Consider the following 26,278-nt stretch of genomic DNA (forward strand, 5'->3'; position numbering starts at 1 on the left):
GCCGCAGTCGGGTGGCGCTCACCGGTCGTAGGCCTTCTTCCAGCGTTCGACGATCGTCGTCTTGTTCCTGACGATGTCCTTCGGATAGCCACCGAGAATCAGGTGATCGGCGCCCACGACCGCCTCGACGGCCGGAAGGCCGTACGCGCAGTCGACTCCGTCGCGGTAGGGAGTGAACCCGCCGTCGCAGGCGGCTTCCTGCCCCTCGACCGACAGGAGGAAGTTCACCAACAGTTTCGCGGCGTCGGGCGATTTTGCCTTCTTGGTCACCGCGACGGCCCTGGGCAGCAGCGGCGTGCCGTCCGTCAGGTATGTGTAGTCGAGGATCTTGGCGGCTTCCTTGCCCTCAATCAGCGCACGGACGTTGCCGGCGACGAAATAGGTCGCCTGGTACTCGCCCTGCGCGAGCTTCTGCATCAGGTTGCCGTTGCCCGACTCGACCTTGGTGTTGGGTCCCAGCGCTTCGAGGTGCTTCCATCCGGCGTCGCCGTTTTCGGTGACGTAGCTGCTGACGGCGCCGAAGGACTGCGGATTGCTGATGTCGGTGGTCCCGACCTTCCCCTTGGCGGAGGCCGCCAGCTTCGCCAGGGACGCCAGGTTCTTGGGCTGCTTGTCCTTGGGTATCAGCGCGGTGTTGTACACGGCGACCATCGGGTCCTCGGAGACGGCGACGACACCGGGGGCGAGCCGTGCGTACGCGGGGAGGTTCTCCAGGTTGGGATCGGTGTAGTCGAGCACGTGCCCCTTGGCGACGAAGTCCAGCATGCCGACGGAGTCCGTGGCCATGACGACGTCCGCGGTACGCACGCCCGTCGCCGTCTCGGTGGCGTAGCGCTGGAAGGTCTGCGCGTCGTTCATGTTCAGGACGCGCAGGTCGATCGCGGGGTACTTGGCCTCGAATGCCTTGGTGATCGGTGCCATCTGGTCGGCGTCGGCATTGGTGTACAGCAGCACCGATCCTTGCTTCTCGGCTCTGGCGGTCGTCGCCTCGTCGAGCGGCGTGACGGACGACGCCTTGCCCACGTCGACCGACGCCGTCGGTGTCGCCGACCCGCCGGTGCTGGGGGAAGCTCCGCAGGCGGTCAGAACCACCGCGCAGGCTGCCGCCAGGGCACATGCCTTGGGGAGTGAGATCATCATCGATCCTCCACTATTTGCTATAGCTTCTTACCCAGAGGGCACGGACGACTTCTCCGTGGCCGTCGAAGGGGCAGCGCACTGTGTGACCTGCGACGGGCGGTCACACTCAGGAAGTGAGGCGCTTTTTGGGGGGCGCTGTCCGGGAACGCGAGGTGGAGCATTTACCCGGCCCGGTGTCACACATGACGAGAAATGTGGCCTTCGCGCCGTGACGGCTATGGTATTTGCTACAGCGTCTCTGTCAACCGGTCGCGTCGAGGAAGAGCGCACGGCTATGCCTCGCGTGTGCCGGCGTACATCTCGTCGAGCAGGTGACGGTGCTCGTGCTCGACGACCGGTCGTCTCACCTTCAGGCTCGGCGTGATCTCGCCCCGTTCGACGTCGAGGTCGCGGGGCAGCAACCGGAACTTCTTGACGGTCTGCCAGCGTTGCAGGGTCCTGTTGAGTTCCGTGACGTAACCCTCGATGAGGGCGATGGTCCCGGGAGCAGCGACGACCTCGGTGTACGACCGGCCGGCCAGGCCGTTCTGCTCTGCCCAGTCGAGGATCGCCGGCGGGTCCAGGGCGATCAGCGCCGTGCAGAAGTTGCGGTCGGCTCCGTGCACGAGGACGTGGGAGACGAATGGGCACCTGGCCTTCAAGCGGCCCTCGATCTCCGTCGGCGCCACGTACTTGCCGCCGGAGGTCTTGAAGAGGTCCTTCTTCCGGTCGGTGATGGTCAGGTACCCGTCGATCGAGTACTGCCCGACATCACCGGTGCGCAGCCAGCCGTCGGTGTCCAGGACCTCTGCGGTCGCCCGGGGCAGCTTGTGGTAGCCGTCCATGATTCCTGGGCCGCGCACCAGGATCTCGCCGTCGTCGGCGATGCGCGCCTGAGTGCCGGGCAGCACCTTGCCGACCGTACCGGTGCGGTAGGCGTCGGCGGGGTTGACGAAGCAGACGGCGGACGTCTCGGTGAGGCCGTATCCCTCAAGGATGTGGACCCCGGCGCCGGCGAAGAAGCGTCCGATGTCGGGCGCCAGGGCGGCCGATCCCGAGAAGCAGACGCGCAGACGGCCGCCGAAGGCCGCACGGACGCCGGAGTACACGAGCACGTCGGCGAGCCGGTGGGTCAGGGCCAGACGCGCCGGAGCGGATCGGCTGCCCCTGCGGCGGTGGTTGTCCTGCGTGACGCTGGCATGCTCACGCGCGACCTCCGCGGCCCACTGGAAGACCCAGTACTTGACGCCTCCCTCGGCCCGGGCCTTCGCGACGATCCCGTTGTACACCTTCTCGAAGACACGCGGCACGGCCGCCAGGTACGTCGGCCGGACGACCGGCAGGTTCTCCATCATCCGGTCGACACGGCCGTCGACGGCGGCGACGTGCCCAACCTCGATCTGCGCGGAGACGAGCACCTTGCCGAAGACGTGTGCGAGCGGCAGCCACAGGTACGACACGTCGTCCCCGGACACGAGCGTTGAGGTCGCCTTGGCCATGTACGCCCAGTTGTCGTGCCGGAGCCGGACACCCTTGGGGCGGCCCGTGGTCCCGGAAGTGTAGATCAGGGTGGCCAGTTGGTCCCGGGTGACCGCGCCGACCCGCTCGTCGATCACGCCGGGGTGTCGTGCCAGGTACGCGGTACCGCGCTCCTCCAGCTGGGCCAGGGAGAGAGTCCGTCCGTCCGACAGGTCCACGCCGGCGGGGTCGATGACCACGACGTGGGTGAGTTCGGGCAGCTCGTCCGACTTCTTCCGCACCTTGGCGAGTTGACCGGCGTCCTCCGCAATCAGTACCCGGCTGTCGGAGTCGGACAGAATGTACGCGCACTCCTCGGCGTTGGTCTGCGGGTACACGGTCGTGGTGGCGGCGCCCGCACACATGATGCCGAGGTCGGCGAGGATCCACTCGATCCGGGTGGTGGAGGCGAGGGCGACGCGTTGCTCGGGGCGGACGCCCAACTCGATCAGGCCTGCTGCGACGGCGTGGACGCGGTCGGCGGTGCCGCTCCAGGTCAGGGACTCCCATGCATCCGGGCCCTCGTCCGCGGCCGCGGGTACCGGGTAGCGGTACGCCTCGGCATCGGGCGTGGCTGCGACGCGTTGCTGGAAGAGGACGGCCACCGACGGCGGACGGTTCTCGATACGGTCGTGTATGTCGTTCACGGATTCCTCCGATGACGGACGGCTCTTGACTGGTGACTGGTGGTCGGCACCCGGTGCCTGCTTCTTTGGCGGCGGGTGTTCAGGACGCCGCGGGGAGCCGGGCGACGAAAGGGTCCACGAGCGTCGCGCTCGGCGTGACGATGCCGTGCTCGTAGGCGAACGCGATGGCCTGGCCTCGATGGCGGACGCCGATCTTGGCGAGGAGGTTGGCGATGTGTGTCTTCACGGTGAGGGGCCTGATGCCGAGTGCGTCGGCGATGGCGGGTGCCTCGTGGCCGTGCGCCAGCAGGGTGAGGACCTGACGCTCTCGTCCCGACAGGGGCGGTATCACGTCGGGTCCGGCCGTCCGGGGACGGAGCGGCGTGACTGCGGGCGCCGTCTCCAGCACGACGACGAGTCCTCCGCGCAGCACGGTTTCCGTGGCCGCCACGAGTTGGGCGGCGGTGACGTCGGCGGCCAGGACCCCGGTGGCACCCGCTCTCAGACAGGCGTCGGCCTCTCGTGCGTCGGCGATGCCGAAGACGATCGTCCGGGCGGGCTTGGACGCGATGCGGACGGCCTCCGCGAACTGGGCGATGTTCCCGCCGCGGAGGGTGCGGTCGAGCAGGACCAGGTCCGGCCGTGCGGGTGCCGTGAGCGCGGCTCGTAGTCGTGTCTCGTCGGCGGCCTGACCGACGACGTCGAGGAGGCCGCTCGCCTCGATCACTCGGGCCATGGCCGCGCGTACGAGCGTGGGACCGCCGGCGAGGAGCACCGTGGACATGTGTGGCTGGCCTTTCTGCGTGGGACGGCGGCCCGGCAGGGCTTCGGACGGGGAACGTGGCGCCGGGCGGGTCAGCCCGTGCGGGGCGCGCGCGGCAGTCGGATGGTGACGGTGGTTCCTACCCCCACCTCCGATTCGACGTCCACGCGCCCGTGGTGGGCGTGGACGATGGCTTCGACGATCGCGAGACCGAGGCCGGAGCCGCCGTAGGCGCGGCTGCGGCTGGCCTCGGCGCGCCAGAAGCGTTCGAAGACCCGGGGCAGGTCCTGGGGTGAGATACCGGGCCCGTCGTCGACGACACGCAGCCGCACGTCCGTGTCCAGCTGGGTGATCTCGACCAGGACGGAGGTGTGTGCGGGGGTGTGCTGGACGGCGTTGCCGACGAGGTTGCGTACTACCTGCTGCAGCCGGTGGGCGTCGCCGAGGACGGGCGCCGGCGACGCCGGTGCCAGGGTGATGCCGCGCTCGGGGTAGATGATCTGGGCGTCCTCGACGACGCCGGCGGCCAGGGCCGTGAGGTCGAGGGGGTCCTGCTCGACGGGCCGGCCGGCGTCCAGGCGGGCCAGCAGGGCTAGGTCTTCGACGAGCAGGCGCATCCGGCCGACCTCGTTCTCTATGTGCTCGAACGCCGTCTCCAGTCCCGGTCCGGTGACGCCGCCCTGCCGGTGCAGGTCGAGCCAGCCGGAGATGGTGGCCAGGGGGGTGCGCAGTTCGTGGGAGGTGTCGGCGGCCATGGAGCGCACGGTGGCTTCCGCGCGGGCCTGGGCGTCGAAGGCGCGGTTGACGGCCTCGGCGAGCAGGTCGGTCTCGCTGCCGTTGCCGCGGGTGGGCAGCCGTTCGCTGAGATGGCCTTCGGCGATGGCGTCGGCGGTGTGTGCCATGCGGGTCAGGGGGCGCATGCCGAGCCGGAGGACGACGGTGGCGAGGGCCAGCAGGAGCAGCAGCGCGCCGCCGACCAGCGCGAGCTGTCGCTTGATGAGGGCGGCAGTGGTGCTGTCGTCGATGGAGGTGTCGATGGTGAGGACGAGCGCTGCGGGCCTCAGCGGCTCAGCGGTGCCCGAGATGTCGACGATGCGCAGGCCAGGGCTGGGGACGCGGATGGACGCGAGGCCGTGTTCCTGGTCGTCGTGTCCGTCGTAGGTGACGATGCGGCCGGCCGGAACGGTCGTGCTGAGCCGTGCCACCGCGCCGGCCGAGGCGGTCGCGGATCCGGTGCTCTCCAGGACCTGGTTGTCCCGGTCGACGGCGATGATGCCCAGCGGGGGTCCGAGGAGGGCGGCGAGCTGGTCGGCGTCGGCGCTCTGCGGGCCCTGCGAGATGACGTCGGCCACGCGCTCGGCGCTGCCCCGCAGCGTGTCGTCGTAGCGTTTGTCCAGGAAGTCCTCCAGGAGGAAGGCGCTGATGACGGTGGAGGCGGTGAGGCCGAACACGAGGAGGACGGCCAGGCCTGAGAGCAGGCGCAGGCGGACGCTGGAACGGGACCAGCCGAGACGGAGCTTCGCTTTCACTGGGCTGCCTGCTCCCGGAGGGTGTAGCCGACGCCGCGGACGGTGTGCAGCAGCGGGGTGCGGCCGTGGTCGATCTTGCGGCGCAGGTTGGAGACGAAGCGTTCGACGACGACGGTGTCGCCGCCGAAGTCGTACTGCCAGACCGCCTCGAGGATCTGGGCGCGGGAGAGGACCTGGCCCTGGTGGGACAGCAGGTGGTGCAGCAGTCGGTACTCGGTGGGTGACAGGTCGACGAGTTCGCCTGCGCGGCGGACCTCGTGACGGGGGTCGTCGAGTTCCAGATCGCCACACCGCAGCCGGCCCGTCTCCTCCTGGGCGGGGGCACCGCCGCGGGAGCGGCGGAGCAGGGCGTGCAGGCGGGCGCCCACCTCGACGACGCTGAAGGGCTTGGTGACGTAGTCGTCGCCGCCCAGCCGCAGCCCGCGCACCCGGTCCTCCACGGCGTCACGGGCGGTGAGGAAGAGGACCGGGACGGCCACGGCGCGGCCCCTGAGCAGTTGCAGGATCTCGAAGCCGTCGGCTCCGGGGAGCATGACGTCCAGCACGATCACATCGGGGGGCTGCCGGTCGACCTGCCGGAGTGCCTCGGTCAGGTCGCCGGCCACGTCGACCTCGAAGCCGGCGAAACCGAGGGCGGAGATCAGCAGACGGCGGATACCGGGATCGTCGTCGACCACGAGGACGCGGTCAGTGGGCTGCGGTGCCTCGGCGGTGTTCATGAGTGCTCCTTCGACGGGCTCGTACGGCGGCCCGACTTCTACCACTGCTCGGGCCGGTGCGGCGCAAGCGATACGTGTCCCGGTACCTGCTCGGCTGTTCACGGCGTCACTGGTTCACGGACACGACGGGCTCGGCGGGAACCTGGGGGCTGGTGCCGGGGGCGTTCAGGTTCTCGCCCTCGACGTCGAGGTGAGGCAGGATGCGGTCGAGCCTGCGGGGCAGCTTCCAGGCCCGGTCGCCCAACAGTGCCATGACCGCCGGCACCAGGGTCATCCGGACGACGAAGGCGTCGACCAGCACGCCGAAGGCCAGTGCGAAGGCGATCGCCATCGTGTCGGCGTCGTGGGAGAACAGGAAGCTGATGAACACCGAGATCATGATGAGGGCCGCGGCCGTGACCACGCGGGCCGCGTTGCGAGCGCCAGTGAGGATCGCGAGCCGCGGGTTGCGGTGGCGGACGTAGTCCTCGCGCATGGCGGAGACGAGGAACACCTCGTAGTCCATGGCCAGGCCGAACAGGACGGCCATCACGATGATCGGCATGAAGCTGGCCACCGGACCCGTGCTGTCCACGCCCAAGAGCCCGGACAGCCATCCCCACTGGAACACCGCGACCGTCGCTCCGAACGCGGCGCCCAGGGAGAGGAGGAATCCGATGGTGGCCTTCACGGGAATGGCGGCGGACCGGAACGCGACCATCAGCAGCAGCAGCGAGAAGCCGACCACGACGATCCCGAACGGCACGAGCGCACCGCTGAGCTTGTCGGAGACATCGATACTGACGGCGGTCAGCCCGGTCACGGCGACGTAGCTGCCGGTGGACGAGGCCAAGGGCTTCAACTCGGTGCGGAGGTGGGACACCAGGCTGCTGGTCTCCGGGGTCCTGGGGCCGGTCTCCGGGATGATCTGGATCCGGGCGGCGCCCTTGTCCTCCGCCACGTCGACACCGCTGACGTCCGCGATGCCCGCGACGTTCGCCAGCCTGTCCTCGACGGCGGCGGCCGCCGATTCCACGGCCTTCGGGTCCTGGTCCTCGACGAGGACGACGAGCGGTCCGTTGGCTCCGGGGCCGAAGGCGTCACTGATGACGTCGTACGCCTGGCGGCTGGACGAGGTGGCGGGCGCGTTGCCGTCGTCGGTGACCGCGAGCTTGAGCTGCATCGCCGGGAGGGCGAGCGCGACGACGGCGACCGTGCCGATGATCAGGGCGCGGACGGGGCGGCGCAGTACGGCCTCCGTCCAGCGCACCCCCAAGGGAGTGCGTCCGCCGGGCACCGCCCGCCGCCGGGCCCGCCGACCGAGGCCGGGTACCGGCCTGAGGCGCTTGTCGGTGCCGGGGCGCTTGTCGGTGCCGACCCTGGGGACGAGGGTACGGCCGGCCATGCCCAGCAGGGCGGGAAGCAGGCCCAGCGCCAGCACGACGGCGGAGGCGACGGCGCCCGCGGAAGCCAGACCCATGGAGGTCAGCATCGGGACACCGGCCACCGTCAGGCCGGCCAGAGCGATGACGACGGTGGCCCCGGCGAAGACCACGGCGCTGCCGGCGGTCGCGTTGGCCCGTGCGACGGACTCCACCACCGGCATGCCGGTGGCCAGTTGGGCGCGGTGCCGCGAGACGATGAACAGGGCGTAGTCGATGCCGACCGCGAGACCGAGCATCATCGCCAAGGTGGGAGCGTTGTCGCTCACCCCGAGCAGCGAGGCAGCGCCCATCATGGCGGCCATGGTGCCGACGACACCGAGGATGGCGGTGAGCAGCGGCAGACCGGCGGCGACCAGCGAGCCGAACGTGACCATGAGGATGACCAGGGCCACTCCCATGCCCACCAGCTCGGTGGGGCCGACAGGAGGAGTCGACTCGGCGAACGCGTCACCTCCATGAATGGTCTTCAGGCCGGCCCGCTCGGCGGGATCCGTGGCCTTCCTGACCGCGTCCAGCGTGCCGGCGGGCACGTCCTCCTCCGCCTTGGTCGAGAAGGAGACGTCCGCGACCGCAGTGCGCCCGTCCTTGGAAACGGCATCGTCCTGGGCGGGGTTGCCGACCTCCGTCACACCGCTCACATCGCCGACGGCCGCCAGGCTGGACGCCAGCGCCTCACCGAGCCCCGGATCGGTCACCTTCTGCCCCGCGGGTGCCTGGAAGACGATCTGCGCTGACTGGGTGTCGGGCGACGGGAAGTGACGATCCATCTTCGTCAGGGCCGTCTGGGCGGGCGAGCCGGGAATGGAACTGCTGTCCTCGAACTCGCCGGCGAGGGAGAAGCCCAGACCGATCACGGCGGCCAGGGCCAGCAGCCATCCGACGAGCATCGTCCGCCACCGTCGGGCGCCGAAAGCCCCCAGGCGGTACAAAAGCGTTGCCATGCCTCATCCTCATCGCTAGTGGGTTGAGGCCCCAACTCTTCCGGGCCGACTTGACGGCCTCCCACCGGTGAACCTGAGGGTTTCTTGACGATCCCCTCGCGGCGCCCTCAAGGTTCCGCCGCGCGGCGGACAGCCACGAAGGACCGTGATTGACCACCGGTGCTGTAGCAAATACCATGCCGTCATGGGTCAGCTCCCTCAACTCTCATCGCCGGCGACGCTCGGCGATCAGGCGTACGCCGCCATCCGCGAAGCGATCGTCACCGGCGTACTGCGACGCGGGGAGAAGGTCACGGAGCGAGGACTGGCCGAGTCGCTCAGCATCAGCGCCACTCCCGTGCGCGAGGCCTTGCGGCGACTGGAACAGGACCGGCTGGTGGAACGGACGGGGCCCCGGTCCGTCCGCGTCGCGCAGTTCGGCAAGGAGGAACTCCGCGAGTTCACCATGATCGAGGACGTGCTCAGGGCGCTCTCCGCCCGGCTGGCCGCGGAAAAGTCGACGGCGGCCCAGCGCCGCCAGATGTCAGCATGCCTGGACGAGGCGGACGACCTGCGCAACGAGCTGCGCGGTGTGGCACCGGGAAGCGACGAGGAGCGGGACCTGGTGCTCGCGATCCAGGAACTGATGGGCCGCTTCCACACGCTCGTCGACGAGGCCGGCGGCAACGCGATCCTCCTGCAGATGCTGCACACCGTGGACGCCTTCGGCTCGGAAGGCAGACGCAACAGCGCACTGTCACAAGTACGGAGCGAGCAGGGAAACGTCGTCGACGAACGGTACCGACAGCACCGGGCCATCTACGATGCCATCGCAGCGGGCAACGGGGACAAGGCCGAGGAACTGATGAGGGCACACAGCCACACCTCGAACACGTCCCGCATCGAGACACGCTTTGCCGGATGACCAACCGTCCGCGCACGCGAGCACGTAGCGCACGGATGGCCGCGAGAATCCGCCCTGCTCAGGTGGCTACAGGCTGCGACTCGGCGCCGATCGCCAATCTCCGCCGCGCCGTCAACGGCGCCATCCCCTGGATATCACCGGCTGACCAATCAACCACGCAGTGTCAGATACTACTCCCTACCCAGTCGCGATATAGGCCTCTATTCGCGAGCCCAACCACCCACCGTCCCCACCAGCACGATGGCACAACCAGCTCCTGCGGTCAGACCTTCCTGAGCAGCCGGGCCCACCATGAAGCCGAGCGCGCCGCTGGCGCCATCCGTACCGCCGTCGCCGACCTCCCGCCTGAGCACCAGCATGAGGAGGGCTCCGAGGCCCGAGTACGACCCGCAGGCGTTCACTCTGGCGCAGCGCGAAGCGGCAAAGGCGCGGGTGCTCACGGGGCTGGGCTGGGCCAGGGTGAGCCGGGCCACGGTGTGATCCAGGCCTGCTGGAAAGTCGTCGGTGCCGATGCGAGTCACTGGTTCGCCTCCACGGCCGGGACGCCGTACAGGCCGGCGCAGCACTCGCACGCACGCAGGGCGCCCACGGGATGACGAGGCGATGCCGTCCCCGCGCACCACACGCACGACGTGCCCGCGCGCTGGCGGACCGTCAGGGCATCCAGGTTGATCGTCGGGGCGTCCACCAGCGGCGGCAGGTGGGGCGTCATGCTGTGCGTCGTCATGATCAGTCGCCTCGCGCTCACGGTCGACAGGGGGTGTGGTCGTCCCCGACGGGGGCACGGAGACGACCACCGGCCACAACATCCGCCCAAGGCGGGAGCGGTTGGCCTGACGCCCAGTCAACGATCACCGTGCGCTGTGGGACCATCACCCATGCGGCATGTGCATATCGATATGCGCTGCACGGGTACGGACAGGCGCCGGATGCCGCACGGACTCGTAGCTTGGGGGACGTCGTGGACTTCCAGACCGGTCCGATCCGGGGCGCTTCCCGGGCCGGGGACTACGGGCGCGTCATCGAACTGGCCCGCAAAGAGCGGCAGATGACGCAGGCGGCACTGGGGCAGGCCCTCGGGATGTCGCAGTCCGCCGTCTCACGTCTGGAGAAACGCGGCTCATCCCCCTACAGCACCGACGTCCTGGCCGCGGCGGCTGCGCATCTTGAGATTCCGCCGACGCTGGTGGGTCTGGCAGACGGGCGCACGCCGCAGGGCCAGGCGAGAGACGACGATCCCATGCACCGACGCACCGTCCTGGGCGGCGCCCTCGCCGCGATGGCAGCCCCCGTCATAGCCGCCGCACCCGATCCCCGAGACACGACCGGCGGGCAGGCCGCCGCGCTGCGACTGACCACGAGCGCCTACCGCAGACTCGACGGCACCACCCCCTCCCGGGACCTCGCCGACGCCGTGGACGGCCACATCCGGCTCACCCAGACCCTCACCCGGTCCGCGGCCGGGGACGCCGACCGAGCACGGCTGGCCGCCGCGGGCAGCGAAGCCGCCTCCTTCGCGGGCTGGCTCGCCTGGGACAAAGGCGACCACGGGTCCGCCCGCTCCTGGTACGGCGGAGCCGTCAAAGCCGCACGAGCGTCCGGCAACGCGCTCCTGACCGCGTACCAGATAGGCACGCTCGCCCAGTTCGAGGCGCACGCCGGCAACGGCGTGGAGTCCCTGAACCTGGCCCGGCGCGCCCGCCGGGTGCTCGGCGAGCAACGCCCGGCCGTCGCCGACGCATGGCTGCTGACCGTGGACGCCCTCGGGCACGCGGCGGCCGGCGACCAGCGCAGAGCGGACCGGGCCCTGACCGAGTCCCGCACAGCCGCCGAGACATTGACCGCCGAGCAGGAGCCGCCGCCGTGGCCGTGGGTGTTCTCCTTCACCCCCGACAAGGTGGCCGCCTGCCGCGTCACCTGCGGCGCACGCCTCCAACTTCCCAAGTGGGTACTCGCCCAGGACGTGGAAGCCCTGACCACAGGACACGCAAAGCAACGCGCCCTGCTCGTCCTCGACATCGCCGCCGGGCATCTCGCCGGCGGACGGGTGGAAGCCGCGTTCGCCCTCGCCTCCAGCGCCCTCGACACCGGCCTGCAGTACCGGTCCGGGCGGATCGTGGAACGCGCTCGCGCCGTGCGCCGTAGCCTCACCACCGCTTCACCGCCCAAAGTGGTGCGGGACTTCGACGAGCGCCTGCACGGCGTCTACCTGTAGGAGGGGAACACCGCATGAAGGTGGGAATCACCGGGCACCGCGGACTGAGCACACACGTCGAGGCCCAGGTACGGGTGCTTCTGACCGCATACGTCATGGCACACGACCCCGCCGACCTGGTCGGCGCCTCGTGCATCGCCGACGGACCCGACTCCTGGTTCGCCGAGACCGTGCTGAAGCACGGCGGTCGCCTGGAGGTCGTCGTCCCGGCCGCCGAGTACCGCCAGGGCCTGCCCGACTGGCACCACCCCGTCTACGACCAGCTCATCGCCCTCGCAGCCGACATCCACCACACAGGCATGACCGAGTCGACCTCCGAAGCCCACCAGGCCGGATCCGAGATCCTCGTCGGCCTGGTCGACGAGCTGGTCGCGGTATGGGACGGGAAGCCGGCCCGGGGATACGGTGGCACCGCAGACGTGGTCGCTTACGCCGAACGGACCGGCGTCCCGGTACGGGTGCTGTGGCCCGAGGGCGCCAGCCGGTGACCTCAGTGGAGTACTGGTGGCCCGGGCCCTGTAATGAGCAGCTGCTGCCGAGTCCCGTACGGAGGGCCGCTTCCGTTCAGCCGTGCAAAGTAGTTCCGGCGGGGTGGATCGTGTCGGGCTGCCGGGAGCCGCGCCGGCCGTCGTTGAGCGCGGCGAGCAGCTCGGCGGCTTCGGGCTGCTGCGCCGTGCTCAGGTACCGGATGCCGTCGCCTTCCGGCGGGGTGCCGGTGTCCTTGCCGATCGGGTGGCGCCGGCTGACGGCGGTGCGCCAGCCGTAGCGCTCGTCCCACACCAGGGCGTGTGCACCAGCGTGATTCAGCACGACGGCCGCGGCGAGCGCGTCGCCCGCCAGGCGCTGGACCACCACGTCCTGCTGCTCGGCAAGACCCGCGCCGACCAGGACGTCGGCGACGCGCTGCAGATACGGCTGGACCTGTCGGGCGCGCAGTTCGGTGGCGGCGCTGGACAGGGTCGTGCGGTGCACCGCGGCCGGGTAGCCGAGACGGGTCGCGGCATCCTCGGGGGTCAGGTCCGGCTCGGCCTGCAGAAGGTCGGCGAGGCGCTCGCCGCGCAGCCGCGGCAGTGCGCGCGCGGCCGCGGCGTAGGACAGGCCGAGGCGCTCCTGGACCGTTGCGAGGGTCACCGCCGGGTCCTCGTCGAGCAGGGCGCCGACGCGGGCGGAGACTTCGTCGCGCGGGACCATGTCGCCGCTGCCCTTGGGCCGGCCCTTGGGGCTGGTGTCCGTGCTGGTGCTCTTGGCTGTCCGGAAGGTCTTGAGGATGCCGCGGGGGCAGTGCTCCACGCCCTTGACCTTGGTGAGGTGGGGTGCGATCTGGGGGTGTCTCTTGTAGTCGTCCCAGGTCTTGGGGGAGACGCCGAGTTCGGCGGCGGCTTCGTTGCGGTCAAGGAGGTCCTGGTCGTCGTCCTCGTCTGGAGCGGCGGGGACGGGGCGGCCGGCCAGATATGCGGCGGTCTGCTGACTGTCCCACAGTTTCACCCGTGCGCCCTCGGAACTGATCAGCGGCGGAAAGTCCTCGTCGGTGTAGGGCTGCTTGTTACGGAAGGTTCCAATGCTGATGCCCATCGCCTTGGCGAGCTCGTCGCTGGTCTGAGCATAGTTGCGGCGTCCGGCGCGGATCATCGTTCTCTCCTGGTCGGTGATGCAGGGCGCCGGCGTCGGCGTTCCGAGCGGGTGGCGAACGGGCCTTGCGGTGCAAGTGTGCGTCGACGAAGCCGCAGAACTCTCCCGTGGGGTTTCGAGAGGGCGCACGGCAGCCTGACGGTGATCGCCGTCGCAAGCCGCGCGTCTGGGGCGACCGCCCGTACCTCGAGCATCTCCAGGCCGTCCATACGATGGTGGGCCAGGTCTCCGACCATCCAGGCGCGGGAGGTCCTCGAGGCCGCGGTCATGGCGTGTGTCGTGCCGACGGCATTCCCCGCATCGGGTATCAGGGCGGCACGAGGCCGTTCGCGGTGCAGCATGGACGTGCTCCTCGAGAACGGTGATGGCTTCGGCACGGGTGTGCTTGCCACAACACACCCAACGAAAGAAAACTACCGGACTTACATCATCGCGGGCAAGAAGGCGTTCCTCGGACCTGCCGCACCGCTACACTCGAAGCGCGACCACGTCCGTTCGGGTCTCCTGGACGGTGTGTGTCTTCGGTTGGCCGGTGCCCTTGCCACCCGCTTCGGCGGATTGGGCGCCGGCCGCTTTCGTTCCCCTGCGGCCCAACCGCCCCCGAGCGGGGCGCCGCGCCGACGGCGGGCACGACGAGGCAAGTCCGGAAGCGCAGCGCGAACCCAGCACAGCGCCGTGCTCACCGCACCGGTTGTTCCCGACAACCGAATCTGTGCGCTCCGTTCAGCCGTCCTGGTGTCGGCCGAGGAGGGCGGTGAGCTGGGCGCGCTGGTGCTCTTCTTCGGCCCTCACCTCCGCGAGGACCTCCCGGTCGATGTAGGCGTCAACGGCCTCCATCACCAGGCGCTTCAGTTCCGCGGGTTCCAGCGCCTCGACCTCCCACTGGACTGGGCGGTCGAGGTCGAAGCCGTAGCGGCGGGCGAATCCGGGCCAGCGCGGATCGTCCCGCTTCCCCTCGGCCGGCGGCAGCTGGTACTCACGGACCTGCCCGTCCGTCAACAGCACCCGCTCCACGCGCTCCCAGCAGTCGGTGCGCTTCACCCAGTCACGTTCGATGTCGGAGCCGCTGGCGTCGAAGTCGCCGATGTAGAGGAGCGTCGCCGGGCGGGGATCGCTGCGCGCGCGGTCGCGGACGACGTCGGCGTAGGACTGGCTGCCGAATCCGCGCACGACGAGGACGGGGATGCCGTACTCGGCAAGCCATCCGGTCAGCAGCTGGCGGAGCGTGTCCTTCTCGGCCGCCACGTACAGGGCCCATTCCTGACCGCGGGTGCGGTCTAGGCGGAACTGCTGGGGGATGTCTGCCAAGAATGCGTCGGCGTCCGGCCAGGCCGGCGGGACGTGGACTTCGCGGATGGTGTCGATGAGGTCCGGGAAGTGGCCGTCGCGGCGTGCCTGGGCGAGCCGGGAGGAGAGTCTGCGGTAGGTCGGTGCGGTGTTCGGCACGAGCCCCTCGGCGACGAGCCGGTACATGACCTGTCGTACGGTGACGCCGCCGTCGTAGCCCTCGACGATGTCGCGGGCCCGGTTGATGATCTCCTGCCACTTGATACGCGCACTCATCCGGTACATTTGGCTTCCTCCCCGGCATGTACCGGGGATTCCCCTACGCACAGGGTTCGGCCGGTTGCCCGGCTTTTAGGTTCCTGCTTCACAGACCGGCCGGCGCCGACGTCTCCACAGGCTGAGACCGCGAGCCCCGCGGCCTTGATGTTCTTCGCGGCGTTGATGTCCGCGTGATCCTGGTGACCACATGCACGACACCGGAAGACCGCTTGGCTATCACGGTTCTCCGGAGCTGTGTGCCCGCAGGCATGACAGGACATCGATGTGTACGCCGGATTGACCTTCACCACACGCGTGCCCGTGTACCGCGCCACGCTAGCAAGGGCGAGTTCGAGGCGGTGCCATCCCGTCTCGAGGATCGCCCTGTTCAGCCCGGCCTTTTGACGGACATTCCGTCCGGGGTTGGCCAGAGTACCAGCGGCTGACGCCGTCAAGTTCTTCACGCGGAGGTCTTCCAAGACGATCAGGGCATTCCGTGTCGTAAGGCGGTTCGCAGTCCTGGCGTAGAAGTCTGTACGCCGGTCGGCAACCCGGGCCGCGATCCGGCCCATGGCGGCGATGGTCTTGCGCCGGTTGGCACTGCCCTTGCGCTGCCGGGCAAGCCGCTGCTGGAGCCGCCGGTACCGGACGGCCTCCCCCTCCGAGGTGAATGCGCGGTGGTGGAACGTGCCATCACTGGTGACAACTGCGGCCTTCACACCCCGGTCAATCCCGACGGCACTGGTCGGCAAGGAGTGCTGCTCGGGCGCGATCTTGCCGTCCTCGATGAGGAACGCCACGAACCAGCGCCCACCCCTCCGGGACACGGTTGCGGAGCGCACCGCACCGCCGAGGGGGCGGGACCAACGAAAGCGGACCCACCCGAGCTTCGGCAGCTTCGCTCGGCCCCACTTCCGCCCCGCCCGTTCAACATGGATCCTCTGCGGGTCAGGGAACCTCAACGACGGAGACCAGTGGCCCTTCGAACGCCACCGCACCTTGAACGGCCCATGCTGACGGCATGCGCGATCTAGATCGCGAAGCGTCTGTTGCAGCACCTGCGCCGGAGCCGCGCACAGCCATGCGAACTCGCGCTTCGCCTCGGCCAGCTCTGCCGTCTGCGACACGTAGGTCATCCGCCCACCACGGCGCCGGTACTCGCGCCGCTGCTCCAGGGCCGTGTTCCACACCGCTCGGCACACATCCGCGAACTCCTGGCCCTGCTCAGCCTGAGCAGCCGTCAGCTCTAGCCGATATTTGCGACCCGTCAGCATGAAACACCCCCTTCGGCCCGGTGTGATCACACCCTAGCGGCTGCTACTGACAGTGCTGCGAACTCCGCTCTAGAAGAGCCCAGTTGTCTCGTGCGGCGTAGCGCTGAGCCCGTGGGAGCAATGCCCCGGCGCCGTCGTAGCCGTCTGTCTCCTGGGCCCACCCGGCGGGGCGGACCCAGGAGGCAGGACGGTCAGCTTGCAAGCGGTACATGTACCGATTCAGGGTGCCCCTCGTCGCCGGCCTGGTTGCCCCGCTCGACGGAGTCGATCCGCATGCCGGTCAGGACGGTGTCCGCCATGCCGGTCGTGGCGACCGTTTCGAAGCCGTCGGCGCTCTGGTGACACACGCTCCACACCGGTCCGGTCAGGGTCGGGCGCCAGGTGAGTTCGTAGCGGTGTCCTTCCTTGCTGAGCACCTCCCACCATCCTCGCTGGACGGGGGTGATGCGCTCCCCCGCCTCTACCTTGGGCGTGGCCGGGCCGGGCCCGTACGTCGCGTCCACCCATGCGAGGTAGGCGGGTGTCGGGGCGATCGGGGCGCGCATGGTGTCCCCGCGCGTCCCGTGGGCCGTCCACGGACCGGTGACCTTCCAGCCGCGCTTCTCCACCAAGGCAGCCAGGGTGTCCCGTGCGACGGACAGCGGGGTGCGGTACCGGCCGTCGATGGTCTTCGGCCGCCCCAGGACGTCATCGTGCGTGTTCCCGCACGTCCCGCACACGAAAGCCAGCACTGCGCTCCCCGTGATCGGCGAGACGTAGAGTTCCGCAGCCACGGGACGGTGCTTCTCCTCCGTCCGACGGACGATGGCTCGCCGCTCTTCCTCTGTCAGCCGCACGGGTGCCTGGCGCCGCTCCCCCTGCATCCGGTAGGCCGCACGCCGCTGTTCCTGCTCCACGCGGCGGCGGTCGGCCCGGACGATCGCGCACACGTCGTCCATGCCGACCCAGCCTCCCAGGTCGACGTCGGCGCCGCCGAGGGTCCGACGCACGGTGTAGGGCAGCACCGCATCAGGAGCGCGGTAGACGCGGTACTCCTCCCCTGCGCAAGTCAGCGTCCCGGTCCGGCGGTTGGTGCCCGGGGTGGTGACCCACTCGGCCACGGCCGGACGGACGGCGTACGGGTCCGGGCCGGGCCGCTCCGCCACGAGGCAGGCGCGCGGCGCCTCGATACCGGGCACGGCGCCGCCCTCGCCGTCCCACGTATCGACGGCCCCCGGGTCGCTCACGACGTCAGGGACTACCAGGGTCACGTCGACGGCCGGAGCGGTACATGTACCCATTTCCGGAGAGGGGTCGGTGCCGACGGGCACAGCACCCGATCCAGCGTCCGGCGCGCTGGGCCGGTCGACGCCGACGCACGCCCCGCCCTCGCCCTCCCACACGTCCACGCTGCACGGGTCGCTGATCACGTCTGCCGGACGCTGCCCGTACGCCACGGCGACCGCCTTACGCGCGACCTCCCCGGCACGGTGAATCTCGCCGACGCTCGCGCCCGACTCCTCCGCCTCCTTGCGCGCTGCCTGCGCGGCCCGGATAACGGCACCGGCCGGAGCCTTGACCGGCGCCGGGCCAGCCTCCGGCAGACGGCCCCCGTGCGCGGTGTAGCAGTCGGCGCAGATGTGGAACCGGTGCCCCTCGCCGTCCGCAGTCCAGTACTTCGAGGCGTACAGCGCCACCCCGGTGCGGAAGCAACGGTGGCAGTACAGGCGCCCGGTAGCACGCGCCTTTTCCTCCGCCGGGCACAGTCGCGGGCCACTGCCGATCAGGGCCGTGATGATCACGTGGCCGCAGTAGGCGCACTCGATGCCGTACAGCGTGTTCCGGTCGCAGCGGGGGCAGTGCTCACCGGCCGGAATCTCCGCCGGAGCGTCGGCATGCTCGGAAGTCTCCGCCGGGGCAGGCTCGACAGTGTCGGCAGGCTCCGCCGGAGCGTCGGCAGGCTCGACACCCGGGACGTAGCCACCCTCCGACTCCCATGCCTCAACCGGGTCACCGGTCGTGGCCACCACATCAAACAGACCGTCCGACGCGCACTGCGGGGCGATCACCTCAACGTCCGCGTTTCCGTGCTGAGTCGCCACGAACGCGTACGTGCTCTTGCGGCGCGAGCCGTGCACGAACGGCAGGCACACTGCCTCATCACGCCGCGCCCGACGGCCGTCAACCGTCGCCACCACTACCGCCGAGCACTCACCCCGGTCACCGTTCCACTTCCCGGAGCGCACACGGTTCGCCCACACCTGCCCGGTGTACCGGACCCCGTCCACAGTCCAGGCCAGCATGGACCCCGGGGCGTAGTCCTTAGGCTCGAATGCCTTACGCGGCGCGGGCTTGCCCGACCACATCTGAACCTTCGCGGGCTTGAACACGGGGCGCCCGTCGGCACGCTTGACGATCTCCCCGGACAGTTCTCGCGCAAGCTTGTGGAACCCGTCGCGCGCTTCCTGGTGTGCGTCATCCGGCACGGTGTGCAGCGTGAACCGGGCGCGCCCGTCCGCCGACTCGATGTTCAGTCGCGCGCCCCCGCCCGTGACGTATGCGCGACCGTGCGCTCCGACACTGACCAGGGGACGGACATTGTCCGGGGTGCCTTCAGGGCAGGTGTCCGGGGTCTGTGCGTGGCCCGACTCGCCGTTCAGGAAGTCGGCGCGGGTGTCCGCTGCGAGCCGCGACAGATGATCATCGGAGGCGACACGCCCGTTCGCGTCGACGACCTTCCAGCGCTTGACGGGCTTAGGTGCGCCGTACGCGATACGGCCGACCGCCGACACGTCCGGCGTGATGCTGTACTCGGCCACGCTGTACGGGGCGCAGAACGGCGCCTCAGACTCCGCCGGAGCGACCGGGGTGGCAACCGCGACGGGCGCCGGAACAGGCGCAGACTCCGCCACAGGCGCCGACACGGCCGGAATGTCCACGGGGGGCGGGGCCTTGACCGCCGGAGTCTCCGTCGGGACGGTGCCGAATTCCCGGCGGTGCTCGCTGCGCAGTGCGTAGGACACCGTGTGGGTGCCCCGGCCGTCCAGCACGATGGTGAACCCGTCGACCCACACGTGGTCCCACGAGACGTGCGCGCGGCACGAACCGCACTCGTATCCGACGGTCGCCGACTGCACTTGCCCCATGCAGCGACCGGACCGGCGCGCACCGTAGCGGCCCACCTGCGGGCGCCCCGTGTGCTTGATCGGCTCGTACACCCGCAGCGCCTCGGGCCGCACGTCGCTCACGTGCCGCCGCGCGTAGGTGGTGGCCGGTCCCCGGGTCTTGTATCCCTCCTTGCCGGGGATGATCCAGCGGCCGTCGAGCGTCACGAGGCTGTACCGCTCGGTCGCGGGGCAGAACACGGAGTAGGCGACCGCCGTGCTCCGACCGTCGACGATGAGTGCCGCATCCGTAAGGCCGTGCCCCGACATGGCGTTCAGAGCGGGAGTCGTGATCATGATGCGCGACATGTGGTGTCCTCCTGAGTCGGTGTGTCTCCGGTGCGGCGGGGGTGCCACTCCCCCGCCGCCGGGCGGGGGGAGCGGTCTGTGCCGCTCCCCCCTTGAGGGACTAGAGCAGGTCGGTGATGCTGGTCAGGAGGGCGACGATCTTGTCCTTGGTGAGCGGGACCGTCTCGCCGTCGTTGTCAGCGCCACCGGTCAGCAGCACCGGACCGTGATACGGCTGGTGGGTGAAGCCGAACCGGACCGCGAGCAGCGAAGCCAGCTTGTTGACCGGGTGGTTGTAGATCCCCTCATCGTCCAGCCACATGTCCATCTGGCTGGTGAGGGCGACGACGTCCACACGGTCGCAGCGGATGACCGACCGCATGACGGTCAGTCGTTCGTCGCTGTTGGCGGGCAGGTCGATCGGGACGATGTCCGCTTCAGGGGTGATGAGCAGGGCGCCGGGCGTGTGACCCATGATGTTTCCCGTTCTGTCGGTGTGGATCTTCGGTGCGGTCGGCTGCCACCGCCGACCAACGAGACAAATATACCGCACTTGAATCACAGATGGGAAGTCGATTCGGAGTGTTCTTCGAGAGTCTTCGCTGGTCAGCGGCTCGCACGGCGCCCCGCGTGTGGCTGCGGGCAGCCTCCCGCAGTGCACCCCTGGGCGGACCCACGGCGGGCAAAGCGGCCGGCGTCGGCCGGGGCGCCGGCGGAGGCGACTGAGCGGGGCCGGGATCGGCTGAGCTCTGGGCTCGGCTGGCCTGTGCTGAACTACGTCCTCTTCCTCCGGCTTACGCGGAGAAAGAGGTGTCGGCAGAGGTGGATGGCTTGCCCAGGGCTGGTGAGCTGGGCGAACACAGGAGGCGGCCAGCGCGGTAATGCAACTCTCGGTGCAACTCTCGGTGCAACGGTGGAGCCCCCCGTCCAGGCAACGGTTAGGCCCACTAAGGGAGCAACTGCCCGAGAAGCGCCGGTCCGCCCGGCGGAGTGGACGACGGGACGCCACCGGTCCGGACAGCGGGTGTCGGGCGCCGGTGTGCCCGCAGCAACGAGAGGCTGGGCGGGCGCCTGTTCCTTGGCGCGGCATGCCGGGTCAGATCGCCGGGGCGTTGCTCCCGGGTCGCGGAAGGAATCGATACTGACGGCCCAGAGCCGTGCCGCTGCGGCCGTCTGGTCCTGTGCTGGAACTGACCGTTTGCCACCGGACTTTGACCGATGGCAGCCCACCACCACGACTCTGCCGGGTGGTTTTCTGCCGAGTATCACCGCCCACTCTGGGCATGGGCCTACTCTTCGCGGTCATGGATGACGAGCTGACCAACGACGACCATCTGCGGGCCCTGGCAGCGCTGGAGGCCGTCGTCCAGAACGACGACGGCGCCCTGAAGGCCCTGGTGGGTGGGACGCGCGAGCGCCCGCTGGCGGCCCTGCTCGCCGCGTATGGACAGCACACGCTTCACCGCGTCCTGCTCGCCGCGTTCGGCATCGAGGCCACTATGACCCACGACGAGACCGGCCAGCGGGTTGCAGAGCTCAATGGCGATCCCATGGCGCGCATCGTCTTCCTCCTGACCGACTCCCTGCACCACCAGGCCATTCTCGCGGGCGACGATCTCGTCACCGCCAAACGGATCGGCGGCTCCGTCCTGCTCGCGATCCATGCCTTCACCGACGCGGACAACCAGGACGCGTTGGCTCTGCTGCGCGCCCTGCGAAACGAGGCCCTCCAAGCTGACTGACGGCGCCGGTCAGACTGTCGGTGGGCAGATGGTCAAGATTCTTTGGCGCAGGACACCGTCGCCCAGCGGGGGGAGCGATTCAGTGGGCAAGCCCTGCCTGAGCCTGGGCAAGTCCTGCTGTCACGGGGTGGGCAAGCCTCTCCCACCAGTCTCGGCCGTCGAGCGGGACGGGCTCGGTCAGGTGCGGTTGACAGTGAAGCCGGTGCTGCTCATGGCGCGGGTCCACACGTCGCGGTCGAACCATTTGGTGATGTCCGGCTGCATCTCGGTGAGGGTGCGCATGCGGGCCTGCCAGTCGTGGCCGGTGGGGCCGCGGCCTCCCTCGCATCCCTCGCAGTCGTCTTCGCCGTGGATGTGGCCGGCCGTCCATGCATTGACGGCGACGTTGAGGATGACGGCGTACAGGTCTCCGCCGGTCTGGGCGAGGGCGTCCGGCACGCCAGCGAGGATGAGTGCCAGCTCGGGGTTGTCCTTCGGCGGCATGGGTGCTTGCCCGGCTCTGTCGTCGGCGCTGCTGTCCTCGAGTTCCTTCACGCTGTGGGCGATGGTGTCGGCGAGGGCGGCAGCGTCAAAGTACCGCCAGGCGGATCGCGCCTGGATGCCAAGCTGGTCGGCCACCGCCCGGACGTTGCGTTCGATGGTGTCCTCCACCGTCGCGGGCGTGAGGGTCACGCCCCGGCGGGCGAGTTCGGCGAGGGTCTCGGCGACGGCTTCTCTGAACGCTTTGGTGTTCCGCACCACCGCATCGTAGGGGTGCGGGGCTTGCCCACGTACCGAGAAGCGGTGTTCGATCGCAAGCGCTGCTGCCCGGGACAAACCCGCCTGCGCCGCCGCTGCCCGCAGGTCCGCGGCTAATGTCCTCCAGCGTCGCCGGTGCGCCAGGGTGTCGTCGGCGGACCGCCATTCTGTACCGTCCTGGCCGCCCGGTCCGGTATGACCAATGCACTCACAAGGGCGGCGTACTCCGCGAACCGCGGCCGTGCCCGGCTCTGGCCGATATCAACGGTGCATGGTCACCTCCGTGCTGCGCGGCCTGGTCGCCGCGCTCCTCGCTGTCCTGTCCATCACCGCGTCCACGCCCGCCCAGGCGGCCCAGGCGGCCCAGACGCTCACTGTCGCCGAAGCCGTCACCCGTCTACCGGTCGACGCCGAGTCCCGCGTCGGCTACGACCGGGATGCCTTCCGCCACTGGAACCGTGGTGACGACCCGTCCGACGGCTGCTCCACCCGGAACGAGGTCCTCATCGCTGAGGCCGTCGAGCCGCCTACGGTCGGCCCTCGATGCCGGCTTACGGGCGGGCGCTGGTGGTCTTACTACGATCAGGTCTGGGTAACGGCCGCGTCCGGACTGGACATCGACCACATGGTGCCGCTGGCGGAGAGCTGGGACAGCGGCGCCTTCGCGTGGACGGCACAGCGGCGGGAAGCGTACGCCAACGACCAGGGCGCGCAAACGTCGCTGGTGGCCGTCACGGCCCGCTCGAACCGGTCCAAGGCCGATCAGGATCCGGCCCAGTGGATGCCGCCGGCCGCCGCGGCGCACTGCCGATACATCGCCGAATGGGTCGGCACGAAGCTGCGCTGGAGCCTGACCGCAGACGAGACCGAGGTGGCGGCACTGCGAGACGCGGCGAGCGACTGCCCCGGCCAGCAGGTGACCTTCGAACTCGCCGCGTAATCCCGTCCCTTCCCCTTGGTATGCGGACGGTGCAGCCCAACGTGGGGATGCGAGTCAGCCGTGGGCGGTGCGGTAGTCGTTGCCGCTGCGGGTGAACGCCAGTCTCGCCGCCTGGGGCAGCCCCGCCTCCCCTGCCGCTGCCCGCAGATCCGCGGCAATCCCCTCCAACGTCGTCGGCACCCTGGATCTCCGGCGGACCGACATCCCGTGCTCCCAGCACAGATCCACCCATCGCAGCCCCATACCCGGGAACGGCACGACGCGGGCTGTGGCCGAGTCCGCGCCGCAGGCGGAGCACGGGTGCGGCGGCGCAGCGAGGATCCGGGTGATGACCTCGCTCAGTGCGGGCGGCGCCGGTGCGGGTTCGAGTTGGGCCGGGGGCACGCCGTGCTGGGCGAGCAGTTCTGTCGGCTCCACGGCGCTCCCGTCATCCATGGCTCGGCTGCTGGGCGGCGTTCAGGATGCCCGGCGGGCGGTCGCGGCGGGGCCGATGACGCCGGGGCCGAATTTGTCGCGGACCCGGTCCACGGTGGCTTCGGCGACGAGCCGGGCCTCGCGGGCCTGGTCCAGGCTGATCTGCTGGGCCACCCGCTCGGCGTCGACCAGGTCGTCGGCCTTGAGGACGAGCCCGGTGAGCCGGCCGCGCTGCAGCCCGGCGGCGTCGATCAGCCGGTAGGCCATGGTCCGCAGGTCCTCGTCGTGCGCGGACGGCTCGGCCAGACGCCTGCTCTTCTCCCAGCTGCCGCCGCCAGCGAGCTGCAGCCTCAGGGACACTGCGCGGGCCGCCTGGCCGCGGCGGCGCAGCAGCCGTCCCAGCTGCACGACCAGGTCCAGCAGGGCGGCGCGGACGTCGGCGCCGTCCAGGACGTGCCGGTCGAACCGCATGCGGACGGTGGCGGCCGCGGGCAGGGAGCGGGGGACGACGGGGCGGGGGTCGCGGCCGCGGGCCCGGTCGGCGGCGAGCCGTCCGGCCTTCCCGCCCAGCAGGCGCTGGACCGTCTCGGGCGAGACCGCGGCCAGCAGGCCCACCGTGTGAATGCCGTATTCGTGCAGGGCGCCGGACTGGCGGGGGCCGATGCCGTGGAGGGCCTCGACCGGCAGCGGGGCCAGCCAGTCGGTCACGTCGTCAGGGGCGACGGTCAGGACGCCGCCGGGCAGGGGAACCTGCGCGGAGGCCGTCGCTGCGACCGTGATTGAGGGGCCGATACCGACCCGGACGTCGACGCCGAGCTGGGACAGTGTCCGCACGCGCAGCACCTCGCCCAGCCGGTGCGTCTCGCTCCCGTGGTAGCGCAGCGCCCCCTTCAGCTCCACCAGGGCCGCGGTCGGTGGCAGCGCCTGCACCACCGGCGACAGATCCGCCAGCAGTTCCAGCACCTGCCGGTAGACCCCCTCCCGGAGACGGTCGGGGCAGCGCACATGCATCACCGTCGGCACCCGGCCCTCCGTCGCCTGGCCATCTCCCACGACCACCACCTCCACCCACCACGTTATCGAACAGGAATTCGAACATGCCATAGGCGGCGAGGCGGGGCCAGGGGATAGAATCGGAAATGTGTTCGATGACTTGCCCTCTGACCTGGACCAGCTCCGGACTCTGCGGATCTGGCACGCCCTGTGGGTGCAGCGCATCGACGCCAAGGCCGCAGCCATCCGGCAACGGCAGGCCGAGGAAGAATACGGCCGCCGCAACAGGCCGACGCCTCCCGAGTGGATCGTCGAACTCGGTATCGGCGCGGGCCGCCCGCCGCTCCAGGTCCACGCCAGCGACTGCCACATGGCCGGCAAGCGCCACCGCCCCGTCGACCGCGATGAAGCCCGGCGCCTCCTCACCCAAGGTCTCAAGGCTTGCATCCACTGCCAGCCCGACGTCCTGCTGCACATCATCGACTTATCCCGCGCCGCAGGGCCCCGCCCACGAACGCCTACACGGTCCGGCCGCGCGACGCCCGGCCTGCCGTCAGGCGCGCGCTGCCTGAGCGGCGCCGGGTGTAGACCCCGGCCGACGAGGGCACCCAAGCCCGTGCTCGGCGGAGTGACCCTTGAGCAGGCCCCGCCGAAGGGGTGTCGCGGCTTCAGACCCGAGGCCGCGACACCCCGAGCCCTGGGTGCATGCAGGCCGACAAGATCAGCGTTGCCTCATCAGCAGATGCACCAGTGTCACCACCCCGACGCCCACCGAGAGGGCGGTGCCGAAGGCGGGATGCTCGAAGGCGACGTATATGGTGCCGCATCCGACGAGTGCGAGTAGCACCGTCCGCTGCTCCATCTGCCCGTTCACCGTGACCCTCCCTGCGCCTGTGCGCCGCACGCTGCGGCACCCGTGAGGACACGTCGACCTCCAAGCCCGGCTCGACGAAGAAGCCGCTCCCCAACCAGGAGCAGCAGCCGAGCCCAAGGGGGGGAGGGGGTATCGGGCGCAGCGCGGCAGGATGGGGGCCCCTGAGGTGCCCTCCGTTCGCCAGGCCCGGCCTCACCCCCCGACGACATCGCCGGCGTTGTCGGCCGCGCGGATTAGGCTCGCAGGCATGAGCACCCCCGTCCCCGACTCGGCACCGTTCGATCCGCATAATTTCCCCGCCGATCTGGTCGCCACCCAGCGCCAGGCCGCCGAGCTGTACGCCGCCCTCCGCGCCCACCAGGCCACCCTCCCCTGGTCCCGGGAGCCACACGACGGCTGGCCCGAGGAATCGGAGCGGGGCAGGGAGCACCCCGGCCGGCCCGCCTCCCCCGGCTGGACGGCCGCCGAGGCCGCCGAGTTCGACCGGCTCCTCGACGAGCTGCGCACGGCCACGGCGCAGGTGCAGTGCCACCCGTGGTGGGAGCGCTGCGCGGCCGAGGGCATCAAGGGCGAGGGTATGGTCGCCGCCCGCCAGGCGCTCAAGTACGCCGAAGGCGCTGTCCCTCTCGGCCAAGGTGACGTAGAAACGGCCGCGTGACCGCCAAGTACCAGCGGATCTGGGTCCGCGTCGTGCGCGTGGGCCCGTACACCACGCACGTCGCCGTCCCGACGTACGCCGCCGGGCAGATACTCGTGCCCGTGGCCACCCTCGACCTCATGTCGGCCATCGGCATGACCCGAGCACAGCTCACCGGCGCCAACCTGACAGCCACAGCGAACGCCGCCGCCACGACGGACACCGACCTACACCTGCACGACTGGCAGACACCGGCCCCCGGCGACGCACCACCCCGCTAGGGTGCTGTCGAGTCTGGCCTGT

General features: G+C 70.1%; 24 protein-coding genes and 1 pseudogene. 8 read left to right on the forward strand and 17 right to left on the reverse strand.

Annotation, left to right across the window (positions count from 1 at the left end):
* Positions 1–18: 18 nt before the first annotated feature.
* The 6 genes from IE258_RS33045 to IE258_RS33070 all read right to left on the reverse strand — a co-directional run bounded on the left by IE258_RS33045 (position 19) and on the right by IE258_RS33070 (position 8,639).
* Entirely contained in the window at positions 19–1,140 is a 1,122-nt protein-coding gene (locus IE258_RS33045) for an ABC transporter substrate-binding protein (protein ID WP_189749440.1), read from the reverse strand.
* A gap of 272 nt (positions 1,141–1,412) precedes the next feature.
* A complete protein-coding gene (locus IE258_RS33050) occupies positions 1,413–3,284 on the reverse strand; it encodes an AMP-dependent synthetase/ligase (RefSeq protein ID WP_189749441.1) in 1,872 nt (623 codons plus the stop codon).
* A 79-nt stretch (positions 3,285–3,363) separates the two neighbouring features.
* Complete coding sequence (locus IE258_RS33055) at positions 3,364–4,047, reverse strand: LuxR C-terminal-related transcriptional regulator (protein ID WP_189749443.1); 684 nt, start codon at positions 4,045–4,047, stop codon at positions 3,364–3,366.
* A 71-nt stretch (positions 4,048–4,118) separates the two neighbouring features.
* The gene (locus tag IE258_RS33060; protein WP_189749444.1) at positions 4,119–5,555 is read right to left on the reverse strand and encodes a sensor histidine kinase; all 1,437 of its coding nucleotides are present in this window, start codon (positions 5,553–5,555) and stop codon (positions 4,119–4,121) included.
* Complete coding sequence (locus tag IE258_RS33065; protein ID WP_189749446.1) at positions 5,552–6,274, reverse strand: response regulator transcription factor; 723 nt, start codon at positions 6,272–6,274, stop codon at positions 5,552–5,554. The genes IE258_RS33060 and IE258_RS33065 overlap by 4 nt, the downstream gene beginning before the upstream one ends.
* 106 nt (positions 6,275–6,380) lie before the next feature.
* Positions 6,381–8,639 (reverse strand): MMPL family transporter, encoded by a 2,259-nt coding sequence (locus tag IE258_RS33070; protein WP_229892563.1) that lies wholly within the window; start codon positions 8,637–8,639, stop codon positions 6,381–6,383.
* 184 nt (positions 8,640–8,823) lie between these two features.
* Here IE258_RS33070 and IE258_RS33075 point away from each other — a divergent pair, with 184 nt between their 5' ends.
* Complete coding sequence (locus IE258_RS33075) at positions 8,824–9,543, forward strand: GntR family transcriptional regulator (protein WP_189749447.1); 720 nt, start codon at positions 8,824–8,826, stop codon at positions 9,541–9,543.
* Positions 9,544–9,743: 200 nt separating this feature from the next.
* Here IE258_RS33075 and IE258_RS33080 read toward each other — a convergent pair whose 3' ends face one another.
* Together IE258_RS33080 and IE258_RS33085 are read right to left on the reverse strand one after the other, a co-directional pair.
* Positions 9,744–10,064 carry a hypothetical protein gene (locus IE258_RS33080; RefSeq protein WP_189749448.1) on the reverse strand — a complete coding sequence of 107 codons (321 nt, stop codon included), beginning with the start codon at positions 10,062–10,064 and terminating at the stop codon, positions 9,744–9,746.
* On the reverse strand, positions 10,061–10,270 hold the full coding sequence (locus IE258_RS33085; RefSeq protein ID WP_189749449.1) for a hypothetical protein: 210 nt from the start codon (positions 10,268–10,270) through the stop codon (positions 10,061–10,063). Before IE258_RS33085 ends, IE258_RS33080 begins: the two co-directional genes overlap by 4 nt.
* 222 nt (positions 10,271–10,492) lie before the next feature.
* Between IE258_RS33085 and IE258_RS33090 the strand changes: the two genes are divergently transcribed.
* Complete coding sequence (locus IE258_RS33090) at positions 10,493–11,758, forward strand: helix-turn-helix domain-containing protein (protein WP_229892564.1); 1,266 nt, start codon at positions 10,493–10,495, stop codon at positions 11,756–11,758.
* A 14-nt stretch (positions 11,759–11,772) separates the two neighbouring features.
* A complete protein-coding gene (locus tag IE258_RS33095) occupies positions 11,773–12,246 on the forward strand; it encodes a hypothetical protein (RefSeq protein WP_189749451.1) in 474 nt (157 codons plus the stop codon).
* A 76-nt stretch (positions 12,247–12,322) separates the two neighbouring features.
* Here IE258_RS33095 and IE258_RS33100 read toward each other — a convergent pair whose 3' ends face one another.
* From IE258_RS33100 to IE258_RS33120, 5 genes are all read right to left on the reverse strand, one after another.
* The gene (locus IE258_RS33100) at positions 12,323–13,387 is read right to left on the reverse strand and encodes a hypothetical protein (RefSeq protein WP_189749452.1); all 1,065 of its coding nucleotides are present in this window, start codon (positions 13,385–13,387) and stop codon (positions 12,323–12,325) included.
* 723 nt (positions 13,388–14,110) lie between these two features.
* Entirely contained in the window at positions 14,111–14,950 is an 840-nt protein-coding gene (locus IE258_RS33105; RefSeq protein ID WP_229892565.1) for a hypothetical protein, read from the reverse strand.
* Positions 14,947–16,206 carry an RNA-guided endonuclease InsQ/TnpB family protein gene (locus IE258_RS33110; RefSeq protein WP_189749454.1) on the reverse strand — a complete coding sequence of 420 codons (1,260 nt, stop codon included), beginning with the start codon at positions 16,204–16,206 and terminating at the stop codon, positions 14,947–14,949. The genes IE258_RS33105 and IE258_RS33110 overlap by 4 nt, the downstream gene beginning before the upstream one ends.
* Positions 16,207–16,397: 191 nt before the next feature.
* Positions 16,398–19,658, reverse strand: coding sequence for a hypothetical protein (locus tag IE258_RS33115; RefSeq protein WP_229892566.1), 3,261 nt, complete (start codon positions 19,656–19,658; stop codon positions 16,398–16,400).
* A gap of 100 nt (positions 19,659–19,758) precedes the next feature.
* Entirely contained in the window at positions 19,759–20,112 is a 354-nt protein-coding gene (locus IE258_RS33120) for a DUF3846 domain-containing protein (RefSeq protein ID WP_189749456.1), read from the reverse strand.
* Between the two features lie 829 nt (positions 20,113–20,941).
* Between IE258_RS33120 and IE258_RS33125 the strand changes: the two genes are divergently transcribed.
* Positions 20,942–21,379 carry a hypothetical protein gene (locus tag IE258_RS33125; RefSeq protein WP_189749457.1) on the forward strand — a complete coding sequence of 146 codons (438 nt, stop codon included), beginning with the start codon at positions 20,942–20,944 and terminating at the stop codon, positions 21,377–21,379.
* A gap of 177 nt (positions 21,380–21,556) precedes the next feature.
* Here IE258_RS33125 and IE258_RS33130 read toward each other — a convergent pair whose 3' ends face one another.
* Positions 21,557–22,117 (reverse strand): hypothetical protein, encoded by a 561-nt coding sequence (locus IE258_RS33130; RefSeq protein WP_229892567.1) that lies wholly within the window; start codon positions 22,115–22,117, stop codon positions 21,557–21,559.
* Between the two features lie 271 nt (positions 22,118–22,388).
* Here IE258_RS33130 and IE258_RS33135 point away from each other — a divergent pair, with 271 nt between their 5' ends.
* Complete coding sequence (locus tag IE258_RS33135; RefSeq protein WP_189749458.1) at positions 22,389–23,057, forward strand: HNH endonuclease family protein; 669 nt, start codon at positions 22,389–22,391, stop codon at positions 23,055–23,057.
* A gap of 54 nt (positions 23,058–23,111) precedes the next feature.
* Here IE258_RS33135 and IE258_RS33140 read toward each other — a convergent pair whose 3' ends face one another.
* Both IE258_RS33140 and IE258_RS33145 read right to left on the reverse strand, forming a co-directional pair.
* Positions 23,112–23,492 carry a hypothetical protein gene (locus IE258_RS33140; RefSeq protein ID WP_189749459.1) on the reverse strand — a complete coding sequence of 127 codons (381 nt, stop codon included), beginning with the start codon at positions 23,490–23,492 and terminating at the stop codon, positions 23,112–23,114.
* A gap of 21 nt (positions 23,493–23,513) precedes the next feature.
* Entirely contained in the window at positions 23,514–24,482 is a 969-nt protein-coding gene (locus IE258_RS33145; protein WP_189749602.1) for a DNA polymerase Y family protein, read from the reverse strand.
* Between the two features lie 196 nt (positions 24,483–24,678).
* Here IE258_RS33145 and IE258_RS41440 point away from each other — a divergent pair.
* Positions 24,679–24,924 (forward strand): annotated as a pseudogene (locus tag IE258_RS41440) (DUF6233 domain-containing protein); the annotation flags it as partial.
* Positions 24,925–25,185: 261 nt separating this feature from the next.
* Here IE258_RS41440 and IE258_RS33150 read toward each other — a convergent pair.
* Entirely contained in the window at positions 25,186–25,338 is a 153-nt protein-coding gene (locus tag IE258_RS33150) for a hypothetical protein (protein ID WP_189749460.1), read from the reverse strand.
* Between the two features lie 247 nt (positions 25,339–25,585).
* Between IE258_RS33150 and IE258_RS33155 the strand changes: the two genes are divergently transcribed.
* Both IE258_RS33155 and IE258_RS33160 read left to right on the forward strand, forming a co-directional pair.
* Positions 25,586–25,996, forward strand: coding sequence for a DUF8825 domain-containing protein (locus IE258_RS33155; protein WP_123628923.1), 411 nt, complete (start codon positions 25,586–25,588; stop codon positions 25,994–25,996).
* Entirely contained in the window at positions 25,993–26,256 is a 264-nt protein-coding gene (locus IE258_RS33160) for a hypothetical protein (protein WP_189749462.1), read from the forward strand. Before IE258_RS33155 ends, IE258_RS33160 begins: the two co-directional genes overlap by 4 nt.
* Positions 26,257–26,278: the final 22 nt, after the last annotated feature.

The sequence above is a fragment of the Streptomyces tendae genome (genome assembly GCF_014650435.1).
Lineage (GTDB): Bacteria > Actinomycetota > Actinomycetes > Streptomycetales > Streptomycetaceae > Streptomyces > Streptomyces tendae.